Below are 12834 nucleotides of genomic sequence, written 5' to 3'. Positions count from 1 at the left end.
CGCGCTGACAAGGGAATACATTACGCACAAACCCCCACCCCCACAACAACCACCCACACCCCGGGCGTGTCCCCGCACCAAACCGCCAAACCCACCCCAGCGACCACCACCCCCACGCCGACACCCCACCCCACCTCACACACCCAAAACCCACCCCACCCGCTTCCCCAACCACATCTCCCGGGCGCGCCGCTCCGCCGCGAGACGCGGCCTTCAGGCGATGAGGCCTTCTCCCCTGCTTAGATGGAGGTCGTGACTGAGCAGACCCTGTCCCCCGTCCCTCCCTCCCCCGCCGATTTCGGCTTCACCGTGGAGCACCGTCTCGAGCATGGCGGGGTGCGGGGCAGCGACGGCCGCCCGCTCGGCCGGGCGGGCACGATCCGCACTCCCCACGGCGACATCCAGACCCCGGCGTTCATCCCCGTCGGCACGAAGGCCACAGTGAAGGCGGTGCTTCCCGAGACGGTGAAGCAGTTCGGCGGCCAAGCGGTGCTCGCGAACGCGTACCACCTCTTCCTGCAGCCGGGGAGCGACATCGTGGACGAAGCGGGCGGCTTCGGCAAGTTCATGAACTGGCACGGCCCCACTTTCACCGACTCCGGCGGGTTCCAGGTGATGTCGCTCGGGGTCGGCTTCAAGAAGGTCATCTCGATGACCGAGGGAATGCACCAGAGCGACGACGTGATCGCGAAGAACAAGGAGCGGCTCGCGCACGTCGACGAGGACGGCGTGACCTTCAAGTCGTTCCTCAACGGCGACCGCCACCGCTTCACGCCCGAGGTGTCCATGCGGATTCAGCACCAGCTCGGCGCCGACATCATCTTCGCCTTCGACGAGTGCACGACGCTGCTCAACACCCGCGCGTATCAGGAGGATTCCGTGGACCGCACCGCCCGGTGGGCCGTGCGATGCCTCGACGAGCACGCCCGCCAGACTGCCGAGCGGTCGCATCGTCCCTATCAGGCGCTGTTCGGCGTGGTGCAGGGCGCCCAGTACGAGGACCTCCGTCGCAAGGCGGCCCGGGGGCTCGCGGAGATGCGGGGCGCCGAAGCCCCCGAGCAGGAGTTCGACGGGTTCGGGATCGGCGGCGCCCTCGAGAAAGCCGAGCTCGGCACCATCTGCGGCTGGGTGAGCGAGGAGCTCCCCGAGCACAAGCCGCGGCACCTGCTCGGGATCTCGGAGCCCGACGACCTCTTCGCAGGCATCGCGGCGGGGGCCGACACGTTCGACTGCGTCGCTCCATCGCGCCAGGCGCGCGGCGGCACGATGTACTCGAGCAGCGGACGCATCAACGCCAAGGCGGCCACGCAGCGGCGGCGCTTCGAGCCGCTCGACCCCGAGTGCGACTGCTACACCTGCGAGAACTACACCGCGGCCTACCTCCACCATCTCTTCAAGTCGAAGGAGATGCTCGGCTCGACGCTCGCGACCATCCACAACGAACGATTCATCGTGCGTCTGGTCGAGCGGATCCGCGAGTCGATCACCGACGGCACCTTCGGCGAGCTGCGCGAGGAGATCCTGAGCCGCCAGTATGGCCTCGAGTTCGCGCGCGAGGCGGCATCCCGCTACGCCGGCTGACCCGAGCACGGCTGCGAGGCCGACAGATGTGAAACGCCCCGGGGAGCAGCGGCTTCCCGGGGCGTCGCAGGTCGAGCGGAGACTAGGCGGAGCGCTCCTCGGCTGCCCGGACCGCTCGGATCACGCGCGTCGTCACCGGCAGCAGCACCACCTCGGCGAGAACCTTCACCACGTAACCGAGCACGACGTACATCACGAAGTCGAGACCCGTGATGACCCCGGCGAACGCGATGGTGCAGAACAGCAGGGTGTCGATCAACTGCCCGGCGATGGTCGAGGCGATGAGGCGCGTCCGCAGGAATCGTCCCGAGGTGCGACGGCGCATGCGATCCAGCACCCACGCGTTCAGCAGCTGCCCACCCAGGAACGCGACCAGGCTCGCCGCCACGATGCGCGGTACGAAACCGAGCACCGCCGAGAAGGCCTCCTGGTTCTCCCAGCCGTCGGCCGGGGGCGACACCTGCACCGCGAGAATGGTCAGCGAGGCCACCAGCGCGAGGGCGAACGCGGTGAAGATCGCTCGACGCGACGCCTTCAGCCCGTACACCTCGGCGAGCACGTCGCCCAGGATGTAGGCGAGCGGGAAGAGGAACACTCCGCCGTCGAAGACGAGCGGCAGCGAGAACTCTCCGAGGGGGATCGCCCCGAACGCGATCGGCTTCACCGCGACCACGTTCGAGATCAGCAGGATGCCGACGAACACCGCCGAGATCGTCGCGTAGCGCCCTCCCGCCGCGGCCGCGCGGGCCCCGGGAGTCAGGTACTTCGCCGGATCGTCGGATCCCTGTGCGGCGTTCATCTGCTGCGTCTCACTCATCGATCAGTCCCACCCCGAGCATGCCTCGGATCATATCCATGTTCAATTTGGCCGCCACCCTCGCCCCGTTGCCCGCGGCGATGATGAGCTGCTGGGGCCCCGGCGGCACGATGTCGCCGACGGCGTAGACGCCGCGCACGGAGGTCTCCCCCCGTTCGTCGACCGTCACCAGGCCCCAGTCGTCGCGATCGAGCTGCAGGTCGCCCATGAACTCCACGGGAGCGTGCCAGCGCGGGCGCACGAAACCGCCCACGCGAGGGATCACCTCGCCGTCTGCCATTCGCACGCCCGTCATCTCGGCTCGCTCGCCCACCACGTCGTCGATGGCCCTGCGCTCGACGCGAATGCCGATGGAGGCGAGCTGGGCCTCCTGCTCGGGGCGCACCGTATCGGCGCCGTTCGTGAAGACGATGAGGTCGGAGCTGAAGCGGCTGATGAGCAGGGCGCGCGCGAACACGTCGCTCGTCTCGCCGATCAGTACGAGCGGCTTGTCGGTCTTCTCGAAGCCGTCGCACTCGACGCAGCTGTGCAGAGCGGTGCCGTAGTAGGCGCGGATCATGGGCAGCGCCGGCAGTTCTTCCGTGAGGCCCGCCGCGAGGAGCACCCTGCGCGCGATGTAATCGACGTCGGCGGCGCCGCGGATCCCGGTGCCCCGCACCCGGAAGCCGATGCCGTCGGGGAATCCGACGGCGATCGCCTCATCGGCCGAGAGCGGGATCACCTCGCGTGTCATCGCCTGCGAGAACACCGCGGTGGGGTACGCCTCGAACTCCTCGCGGCCGAGGCGGCGCAGTTCGAGCGGAGACGCCCCGTCCCGAGTCAGGAACCCGTGCGACTGCAGCGTCGCGGAGTGCCGCGGTCGGTTCGAATCGAGGATCGCGATGCGCCGGTTCGCGCGCACCAGCTGCAGCCCGGCCGAGAGCCCGGCAGGGCCGCCGCCGACGATCGCGACGCCGACGCGCGGCGGCTGGTCGCCGTCGATCGGCGGCGACGGCTCCCGGTGATCCGCGGCTGACACGGCTACTCCCGGCCCGAGAGCTGCGCTGCGAGCCGACGCAGACGAGCGAGCGACTCGTCGCGGCCCAGCAGCTCGAACGATTCGAAGAGCGGCGGCGAGACGCGCCGCCCCGATGCAGCGACGCGCAGCGGTCCGAAGGCGAGGCGCGGCTTGAGCCCGAGGCCGTCGATGAGGGCCGCCTGCAGCGCTCCCTGGATGCGCTCGGTCTGCCACTCCTCGGCCGGCACGGCCTCGAGCGCATCGATGCTCGCCGAGAGCACCTGCGGCGCGTCGTCCTTCAGCGACTTCAGCGCGTCCTCCTCGTAGACGAGGGAGTCGGTCGAGGTGAAGAGGAATCCCATGAGCCCGACGACGTCCGAGAGCACGGTGATCCGGCTCTGCACGAGGGGCACGGCCCGACGCACGATATCGAGCTGCTGCTCGTTCGGCTCCACCGGGAGCGCTCCGCCCGCGATGAGATAGGGCAGGATCCGCGACTCGAAGTCGTCCTCCGAGAGCAGGCGGATGTGGTCCGCATTGATCGCGTCGGCCTTCTTCTGGTCGAAGCGGGCCGGGTTCGGGTTGACGTTCGCCACGTCGAACGCCGCGACCATCTCGTCGCGCGAGAACACATCGCGATCCGGCGCCAGCGACCACCCGAGCAGCGACAGGTAGTTGAGCAGCCCCTCGGGGATGAAGCCCCGCGAGCGGTGGTTGAGCAGATTCGACTCGGGATCGCGCTTCGACAGCTTCTTGTTGCCCTCGCCCATCACGTAGGGCAGGTGGCCGAACTGCGGGATCGCCTGCTCGATGCCGAGCTCGACGAGCGCGCTGTGCAGCGCGATCTGGCGGGGGGTCGAAGACAGCAGGTCCTCGCCGCGCAGCACATGGGTGATGCCCATGAGCGCATCGTCGACCGGGTTCACGAGCGTGTAGAGCGGGGCTCCGTTGGGGCGCACGACGACGAAGTCGATGGTCGAGCCGGCCGGGAACGAGATGTCGCCGCGCACGAGGTCGGTGAACGAGAGATCGGTGTCGGGCACGCGGAAGCGCAGTGCGGGCTGACGCCCCTCGGCGCGGAAGGCCTCGCGCTGCTCGTCGGTGAGGTCGCGATCGTGGTTGTCGTAGCCGAGCTGCTTCGGGCGGCCCGCCGCCTCGTTGCGGGCGTCGATCTCCTCGGCGGTGGAGTAGCTCTCGTAGAGGTAGCCGGCCTCGATGAGGCGCGCGATCACGTCCTGATAGATCTCACCGCGCTGCGACTGCCGGTAGGGGCCGTGGGGACCGCCGACGTCGATGCCCTCGTCCCAGTCGAGGCCGAGCCACCGCAGGGAATCGAGGATCTGCCCGTAGCTCTCCTCGCTGTCGCGTGCGGCATCGGTGTCCTCGATACGGAAGACGAAGGTGCCGCCCGTGTGCCGGGCGTAGGCCCAGTTGAAGAGGGCGGTGCGCACCATGCCCACGTGCGGGGTACCCGTCGGGGACGGGCAGAAGCGCACGCGAACGTCGCTGCCGGTGGCGGTGGAGAACTGGGGAACGGTGCTCGTAGACATCGTGCTCCATTCTAATGCCAGGCCGCTCGGCTCGGGCCGCTCAGCGCCTCCCCCACAGCGTCGCCAGAGCACCCAGCACCAGGAACACCGCGCTGACGAGTGCGAGGAACGCGAAGTCGCCCAGCGCGAAGACGACGCCCGCCAGCACCCCGGCCACGGCGCCCGAGGCGCTCATGATGGTGTCGGATCTCCCCTGCCATTTCGGCCGCACGGTCGAGGGCGTCAGCTCGGTGAGCAGCGCGGCTCCCGCTACCGTCACGGCGCTCCACCCGAGGCCGAGTGTCGTGAGCGCGATCTGGACGAGGATCTGGGAGGGGCCCGCGATGTACGAGAGCACGACGGCGCAGGCGAGCAGCGCCCACCCGAGCCAGAGCACCCGCGGACGCCCGAACCTGCTCGCGAGGGTGCCGAACACCGGCGACAGCGCGTACATGCCCGCGATGTGCATGCTGATCGTGATGCCGACGAGTGCTGCGGTCCCCTCGTGGTGCATGATGTGCAGCGGTGTCATCGCCATCAGCGCGACCATGATCGCCTGCGCCATCGCGATCCCGACGATCACGAGCCACCTGGCCCGCGGGCTCCTCGCGCCGGTCGCGGCGCCGTGGTCCGTTCCAGCGGCGACGGCATCGCCCGCCTCCGCCGACTCGCCCGAACTCGACGCGATCACCGGGGTGCTCGCGGTCTCCGGCGGCAGCAGCCGCGCCGCGAGCAACGGGTCGGGTCGCAGCCCGAACCAGTTGACGAGCGCCGCGAGCACCTGGGCCGCCAGTGCGAAGAGGAAGACGCCGGCGAGCGGCAGGATGCCGAGCGCCCGCCCGACGGCCTCGCCGGGGGTGATCAGGTTCGGGCCGATGACCGCACCGATCGTGATCGACCAGACCACGAACGAGAGATCGCGCGCGCGATCGTTCGGCAGCGCGAGGTCGGTCGCCGCAAACCGTGCCAGCAGCGACACCGCGCTGCTCACACCGACCAGCGCGACCCCCGCAGCGAACAGGGGCCAGGCGTGCACCGCTCCGGCGATGATCGCGATCAGCGCGCCGAGCGCTGCGATGCCGCTGCCCGTGACGAGCGCGGCACGGCGGCCGCGCCTCGCGGCGATGCGGGCGAGGGGGATCCCGGCGACGGCCGCCCCGGCGTTGAACAGGGCCGATGAGAGCCCCGAGATGGCCTCGTTGCCGCTGAGCTCGGCGAGCACCAGCGCACCGACCGACAGCGAGGCGCCCGTTCCGAAGCCCGAGAGCACGGTGCCTGCGGACAGCACGAGCACCGTGCGCCGCTGTACCAGGGAGCGCCGGTCCGGATCCAGCACCGCGTCCACCGATGCCCGCCCCCGCGCCGCGCGCTCCTGGGCTCGCGCACCGGGCCCGGCCGTGCCGCTCACGCGACCGGCTCCAGCCCCCAGCACGATCCGTCGACGCCCGCGAGCAGCCGCTTGGCGAGACGCACCTGCGGGCTCTCGTTCGCCGTCGCCATCGAGACGAGCCCGATCGTGCGGTAGCGAGGCGGATCGAGCCGCAGCGCGACGGCGTCGTCGGGCAGCGTGCGCGCCGCGGCCAGCGCGAGCCCCGGCACGAGCGCGACGGCGCCGCCCGCGGCCGCCATCGCGAGCATCGCGGGAACGTTGTCGGTCTCCTGGATGATGTCGGGCTCGAAGCCTGCCTCCCCCGCCGCGCTGAGCAGGTGGCCCCGGCACTTCTCGCAGCCGGCGATCCAGTGGTCGGCGGAGAACTCGCCGAGCTTCACCGCGGCCTCGCCGCTCGCCCGGTCGTCCGAGACGACGAGCCGCACCTCCTCGCGCCACAGCGGGAGAAAGGCGCTGCCCGCGGGCAGTTCGGCCGCCCCTTCGTAGTCGAAGATGAGCGCGCAGTCGACCTCGCCGTCGCGCAGCATGGCGGTCGCGGCCGGAGGCTCGGCTTCGCGGTACTGCAGCGCCACGTCGGGGGCGTCCACGGCGAGACCGCGCATGAGCGCCGGCACGAGGGTCGCGCTCGCACTCGGGAAGCCGACCATGCGCAGCGTGCCGGCGCGCTCGCCGCGCAGATCGTCGATCGCCGCGAGCGCCGCATCGATCTCGGCGACGACCGTGCGTCCGTGGTCGGCGAGGATCCGACCGGCGGGCGTCAGCCGGATCCCGCGTCCGCTACGTTCGATCAGCGGCACGGCGAGCCGCGTCTCGACGCGCTTGATGCGCTGGCTCACCGCGGGCTGGCTCAGCCCCAGGCTCACCGCGGCGGCGGTCAGGGAGCCGGTCGTCGCGAGGGCATGCAGAATGCGCAGCTCGGTGGAGTCGATCGAGCCGAGCGGATCGGCAGTTCGCTGGGTGCTCATGGCCTCGATTGTACGCCGGACATAACCGGAAGCGAAGCAAAATATAAGAATGATTCTGTTTCATTATGCATCGAGGTCTCCTAACCTGGCCTCATGAACACCGCCTCCGCAGCGCAGTCCCCGGCCGAGACCCGTTCCGCCACACAGCCGGCGATCCTGCCCATCGCCGAACTCGGCTTCTCAACCCCGCCCGGCTACCTCTCGGCGTGCACGGCGGGCCTCCCGACGGCGGCCACCGTCGCAGCGATGCGCGGATTCATCGACGACTGGAGGGCCGGCCGCGCGGACGCCCGCGCACTCGGCGAGCAGGCGGAGCGGTGCCGCGAGCACTACGCCCGTCTCGCCGGCGTCGCCGTCGACCGGGTCGCGCTCGGCTCTCAGGTCTCGCAGCTCGTCTCCATGGTCGCGAGCTCCGTGCCCGACGGCGCCGAGGTGCTGTGCGCCGCCGGCGACTTCGCGTCGCTGGCGCACCCGCTCGAACAGCTCGCCTATCGCGGCGTGCGCGTGCGATATGCGCCCGTCTCACGACTCGCCGAGGAGCTGCGCACGGACACCGCACTCGTGGCCTTCTCGCTCGTGCAGTCGGCGACGGGCGAGGTCGCGGATGCCGAGGCGATCAGAGCCGCAGCGGAACACGTCGGCGCGCGCACCCTCGTCGACCTCACCCAGTCGCTCGGCTGGCTGCCCGTGGGGGCGGATCCGTTCGACTTCACGGTCTGCCACGCCTACAAGTGGCTGTGCGCCCCGCGAGGCACCGCCTTCCTCACCGTGCGCGCGGGGCTCGACGAGCAGCTGGTGCCGCTGGCCGCCGGCTGGTACTCGGCCGACGACGTCTGGAGCTCGTGCTACACCGAGCACATGCCGCTCGCGGCCGGAGCGGGGCGCTTCGACGTCTCCCCGGCGTGGCCGGCCCTCGGCGGCACCGAGGCCGCACTCGGCGCCCTGGCGACGCTCGATCCGCGCGCCGTGCACGCGCACGACCTCGAGCTCGCGAACGCGGCGCGCGAGGTGCTGGATCTGCCCGCGGGCGATTCGGCCATCGTGACCTGGGCGGACCCCGCCGGCACCGAGCTCGCAGCGCTGACCGCCGGCGGCATCACGGCTTCGGGTCGAGCCGGGAATGCGCGCATCGCGTTCCATCTCTGGAACACCGCCGACGACGTGGAACTGCTCGCGCGGGCGCTGAGCCGCTGACCTAGCCGGCCTCGGCGAACGCCGCGGCCTCGGCCTTGTCCTGCTCCGTCGCGACGAGCTGTCCGCAGGCGCCGTCGATCTCCTTGCCGCGGGTGTCGCGCAGGGTCGTCGGGATCCCCGCAGCGTTGAGGCGGTCGACGAACTCCCGGGTGACCTCGCGCGTCGACGAGGTCCAGATGGATCCCGGCGTGGGGTTGAGCGGGATCGGGTTGACGTGCACCCAGCCCCTGCCCCGAGCGTTGAGCTTGTCGGCCAGCAGGTCGGCGCGCCAGGCGTGGTCGTTCATGTCCTTGATGAGCGCGTACTCGATCGACACGCGGCGGCCCGTCGTCTCGTAGTAGTGGTAAGCCGCATCGAGCACCTCCTCGACCTTCCATCGGCTGTTCACCGGGATCAGGTCGTCGCGCAGCTCGTCGTCCGGCGCGTGCAGCGAGAGCGCGAAGGTGATGGGGATGTCCTCGTCGGCCAGCTTGCGGATCGCCGGCGCCAGCCCCACGGTCGACACCGTGATGCCGCGCGCCGACATGCCGAGGCCCTCGGGCGACGGCGCGATCATGCGGTGCACCGCGTTCATCACGCGCTTGTAGTTGGCGAGCGGCTCGCCCATGCCCATGAACACGATGTTGTTGACCCGCTCGGGCTCGGCCCCGTTGCCCGCCTCGCGCATACGACCCAGGCCGCCCTCGGCGATGACACGGTTGGCCTGCACCACCTGATCGAGGATCTCGGCGGTCGACATGTTGCGCGTGAGCCCGGCCTGGCCCGTCGCGCAGAAGGGGCAGTTCATGCCGCAGCCGCACTGGCTCGACACGCAGAGCGTGATGCGGCCCGGGTAGCGCATGAGCACAGACTCGACGAGCGCGCCGTCGAAGAGGCGCCACAGGAACTTGATCGTCGCGCCGTCGTCGGTGACCAGCCGCTTCACCTCGGTGAGCAGCGGCGGGAAGAAGGCCTCGGCGAGCTCCGCGCGGCGGTCCTTCGGCAGATCCGTCATCTGCTCGGGATCGGTGGTGCGGTGCTCGAAGTAGTGCTTCGAGAGCTGCTTCGCCCTGAACTTCGGCAGCCCCATCTCCATGATCTTCGCCTCGCGCTCCGCGAGCGTCATGTCGGCGAGGTGCGTGGCGGGCTGCTTGACGCGGGGCGACGCGAACTGCAGCGTCGGCCGGCCATCGGGGCTGGTGAGCTGCTTCCAGCCCTCGGTCTTCGGCCTGACCTGCGGGCGCGCGCCGTCGCCGCGCGAGCGGGTCTTGATCAGCTTGCCCTCGGCGGGCGACGCGTCGTGGTTGAGTTTATTGGGATCCATCGCCCCCATTGTCTCATCCGCGTCTGGATGAGGGATCCCGGAGGCGATACCGGGCTCCGCGAGCCGGGTGACCCGCGCCGCGCCGCGGGCTCAGAACTCCTCGTAGACGGCGGGATCCTGGTCCTTGAGGCGGCCGTCCGGGCGCCCGAGGGCCGAGATCGCGTCGACCTCGTCGGCCGAGAGCACGACATCCCCCGCGGCGAGGTTCTCGCGCTGGCGCCCGGGGTCGGCGGACTTCGGCAGCGGCACCACCCCACGGGCGACGTGCCAGGCGAGAATGGTCTGGATCGGCGTGATCCCGTGCACCCGCGCGATCTCGGCGATCACCGGCTGCTCGGCGACGTCGTTGCCGCGGCCCACCGGGCTCCACGCCTCCGTGATGATACCGCGCTCGCGGTGGTAGTCGACGGCGTCGAGCTGCGGGAAGTAGGGGTGCAGCTCGATCTGGTTCACGACCGGCAGCACCCCGGTCTCGCACTCGAGCCGATCGAGGTGCTCGGGCAGGAAGTTGGAGACACCGATCTGGCGCACGAGCCCGCGCTCGCGCGCTTCGATGAGGGCGCGCCACGCTCCGACGTACAGGTCGGTGAGCGGGTTGGGCCAGTGGATCAGGTAGAGATCGACCGCGTCGAGGCCCGAGCGATAGACGCTCTCCTCGATCGTGCGCAGGGCGGCGTCGTACTCGTGATGGCGGCCCGGAAGCTTGCTGGTGAAGACGACCGAGCCCCGATCCGCCCCGGCATCCCGCAGCCCCCGGCCCACTGCTCCCTCGTTCTCGTAGCGGAACGCCGAGTCGAGCAGGCGATAGCCGCTCCGCACCGCCTCCGTCACCGCGGCGGCGCCCGGTCTCCCGTTCAGACGGTAGGTGCCGAAGCCGATTGCTGGGAGGGTGAATCCGTTGTGGGCGCGCTGTTCGGTCATGCCTCCACCCTATTACCGGGACGGGGCCCGCGGGAGGAGGGTGCGGCACACAACCCTGCCTCCCGCTCGCGCTCAGATCAGGCGGGAGCGGATGAGGAAGCGCTGCCCCTCGGGCGCCTCGAGCGAGAAGCCCGAGCCGCGGCCGGGTACCGCATCGACCGTGAGGTGGGTGTGGCTCCAGACAGCGAACTGCTCGCGCGACATCCAGAACTCGATCTCGCGCCGGTCCTCGCCGGGATGGATCGGCGGCAGCTCCAGGGTGCCGAGCAGCACATCCTGGCCGCCGGTTTTGAACTCGCCCCGCTGATAGCACATGGGCGCGCTGCCGTCGCAGCACCCGCCCGACTGATGGAACATGAGCGGACCGTGCATCTCCCACAGCAGGTCGATGAGCTCGATCGCCTTCGGGGTGAAGGCGAGGCGGCTCGCGGTCTCGCCCTCAATCTCCGAGCGCGTATCCACGCACCCGGGGATCTCGGGCGAGGGCGAGGCGGGTGCCGAGGGATCCGCCCCCGGCGCCCCGCAGGCCTCCGGCTCAGAAGAAGCCATCTGCCGTCTCCTTGTAGCTGACCAGCATGTTCTTGGTCTGCTGGTAGTGGTCGAGCATCATGAGGTGGTTCTCGCGCCCGATGCCGCTCGACTTGTACCCGCCGAATGCCGCGTGCGCCGGATAGCTGTGATAGTTGTTCACCCACACGCGGCCCGCCTGGATATCGCGGCCCGCGCGATACGCCGTGTTGCCGTTGCGGCTCCAGACGCCCGCGCCGAGGCCGTAGAGCGTGTCGTTGGCGATGCGGATCGCGTCGTCGTAGTCGGCGAACGTCGTCGCCGAGACCACCGGCCCGAAGATCTCCTCCTGGAAGATGCGCATCGAGTTGTCACCCCGGAAGATGGTCGGCTGGATGTAGTATCCGTCGGCGAACTCGCCGCCGATCTCCTCGACTCCGCCGCCGGTGAGCAGCTGCGCTCCCTCCTGCCTGCCGATGTCGAGGTACGACTTGATCTTCTCGAACTGGTCGTTCGACGCCTGCGCGCCCACCATCGTGTCGGTGTCGAGCGGGTTGCCGCGCATGATGCGCTCGGTGCGCTCCACGACGGCGTCGAGGAAGTCGCCCGCGATCGACTCCTGGATCAGCGCACGGGACGGACAGGTGCAGACCTCGCCCTGGTTGAGGGCGAACATCGTGAAGCCCTCCCGCGTCTTGTCCCAGTAGGCGTCGTCCTGAGCCATCACGTCCTCGAAGAACAGGTTCGGACTCTTGCCGCCGAGCTCCAGCGTCACCGGGATGATGTTCTCCGAGGCGTACTGCATGATGAGGCGGCCGGTCGTCGTCTCGCCCGTGAACGCGATCTTGCGGATGCGCGGGCTCGAGGCGAGCGGCTTGCCGGCCTCGGCGCCGAAGCCGTTGACGATGTTCACGACGCCCGGGGGCAGCAGGTCGCCGATGAGCTCGAACAGCACGAGGATCGACGCCGGGGTCTGCTCGGCGGGTTTGATGACGACGCAGTTGCCCGCGGCGAGCGCGGGCGCGAGTTTCCAGGTCGCCATGAGGATCGGGAAGTTCCACGGAATGATCTGACCCACCACGCCCAGGGGCTCGTGGAAGTGGTAGGCGACGAGATCCTCGCTGATCTGCGAGATGCCGCCTTCCTGCGCGCGGATCGCGCCCGCGAAGTACCGGAAGTGATCGATCGCGAGCGGGAGGTCGGCGTTCAGCGTCTCGCGGACCGCCTTGCCGTTGTCCCAGGTCTCGGCGACGGCGAGCATCTCGAGGTTGGCCTCGATCCTGTCCGCGATCTTGTTGAGGATCACCGCCCGCTCGGCAGGGCTCGTCCTGTTCCAGGTCGGCGCTGCGGCGTGGGCCGCATCGAGCGCGAGCTCGATGTCCTCCGCAGTGCTGCGCGGGATCTCGCAGAAGGTCTTGCCCGTCGCCGGCGACGGGTTCTCGAAGTAGCGGCCCTGCTTCGGCGGCACCCACTCGCCGCCGATGTAGTTCTCGTAGCGGCTCTTGAACTGCACCAGCGAGTCGGGCTGGCCCGGGGAGGCGTACACGGTCATGATGGGTCTCCTCTGACGTCGTTGTCTGGATTCCGGGAGCCGAGGGACTCCCGGTGCTCGGAGACTACGCCCGGCACC

At 70.0% G+C, this 12834-nt stretch carries 11 protein-coding genes; 2 read left to right on the top strand and 9 right to left on the bottom strand.

The genetic code is table 11. The annotated features are described in order from the left end of the window. Window positions 1-243 precede the first annotated feature (243 nt). Window positions 244-1581, top strand: coding sequence for a tRNA guanosine(34) transglycosylase Tgt (tgt, locus tag AC0KXF_RS13780; protein ID WP_473109720.1), 1338 nt, complete (start codon window positions 244-246; stop codon window positions 1579-1581). 82 nt (window positions 1582-1663) lie between these two features. On the opposite strand, the gene AC0KXF_RS13775 is transcribed toward tgt, so the two are convergent. The 5 genes from AC0KXF_RS13775 to AC0KXF_RS13755 are packed head-to-tail and all read right to left on the bottom strand — an operon-like array spanning window position 1664 to window position 7279. Further along, complete coding sequence (locus tag AC0KXF_RS13775) at window positions 1664-2398, bottom strand: queuosine precursor transporter (protein WP_473109719.1); 735 nt, start codon at window positions 2396-2398, stop codon at window positions 1664-1666. Continuing rightward, the gene (locus tag AC0KXF_RS13770) at window positions 2391-3416 is read right to left on the bottom strand and encodes an NAD(P)/FAD-dependent oxidoreductase (RefSeq protein ID WP_473109718.1); all 1026 of its coding nucleotides are present in this window, start codon (window positions 3414-3416) and stop codon (window positions 2391-2393) included. Before AC0KXF_RS13770 ends, AC0KXF_RS13775 begins: the two co-directional genes overlap by 8 nt. A gap of 2 nt (window positions 3417-3418) precedes the next feature. Further along, on the bottom strand, window positions 3419-4945 hold the full coding sequence (gene gltX, locus AC0KXF_RS13765) for a glutamate--tRNA ligase (protein WP_473109717.1): 1527 nt from the start codon (window positions 4943-4945) through the stop codon (window positions 3419-3421). Between the two features lie 40 nt (window positions 4946-4985). Further along, entirely contained in the window at window positions 4986-6332 is a 1347-nt protein-coding gene (locus AC0KXF_RS13760; RefSeq protein WP_473109716.1) for an MFS transporter, read from the bottom strand. Next, window positions 6329-7279: a LysR family transcriptional regulator gene (locus tag AC0KXF_RS13755; protein ID WP_473109715.1), complete on the bottom strand. Its 951-nt coding sequence runs from the start codon at window positions 7277-7279 to the stop codon at window positions 6329-6331. Before AC0KXF_RS13755 ends, AC0KXF_RS13760 begins: the two co-directional genes overlap by 4 nt. 93 nt (window positions 7280-7372) lie before the next feature. Between AC0KXF_RS13755 and AC0KXF_RS13750 the strand changes: the two genes are divergently transcribed. Continuing rightward, entirely contained in the window at window positions 7373-8473 is a 1101-nt protein-coding gene (locus tag AC0KXF_RS13750) for an aminotransferase class V-fold PLP-dependent enzyme (RefSeq protein WP_473109714.1), read from the top strand. A gap of 1 nt (window position 8474) precedes the next feature. Here the strand turns inward: AC0KXF_RS13750 and rlmN are convergent, their stop codons facing one another. The 4 genes from rlmN to exaC form a co-directional block, all read right to left on the bottom strand. Continuing rightward, window positions 8475-9776 carry a dual-specificity RNA methyltransferase RlmN gene (gene rlmN, locus AC0KXF_RS13745; RefSeq protein WP_473109713.1) on the bottom strand — a complete coding sequence of 434 codons (1302 nt, stop codon included), beginning with the start codon at window positions 9774-9776 and terminating at the stop codon, window positions 8475-8477. Window positions 9777-9866: 90 nt separating this feature from the next. Continuing rightward, entirely contained in the window at window positions 9867-10697 is an 831-nt protein-coding gene (locus tag AC0KXF_RS13740) for an aldo/keto reductase (RefSeq protein WP_473109712.1), read from the bottom strand. Between the two features lie 72 nt (window positions 10698-10769). Then, window positions 10770-11246: a DUF779 domain-containing protein gene (locus AC0KXF_RS13735; RefSeq protein WP_473109711.1), complete on the bottom strand. Its 477-nt coding sequence runs from the start codon at window positions 11244-11246 to the stop codon at window positions 10770-10772. Next, on the bottom strand, window positions 11233-12756 hold the full coding sequence (gene exaC, locus AC0KXF_RS13730) for an acetaldehyde dehydrogenase ExaC (protein WP_473109710.1): 1524 nt from the start codon (window positions 12754-12756) through the stop codon (window positions 11233-11235). Before exaC ends, AC0KXF_RS13735 begins: the two co-directional genes overlap by 14 nt. Window positions 12757-12834 lie beyond the last annotated feature (78 nt).

This window comes from Leucobacter holotrichiae (genome assembly GCF_055791005.1).
The sequence above is the reverse complement of the archived record's forward strand: the minus strand, read 5'-3'. Positions and strand labels throughout refer to the sequence as shown.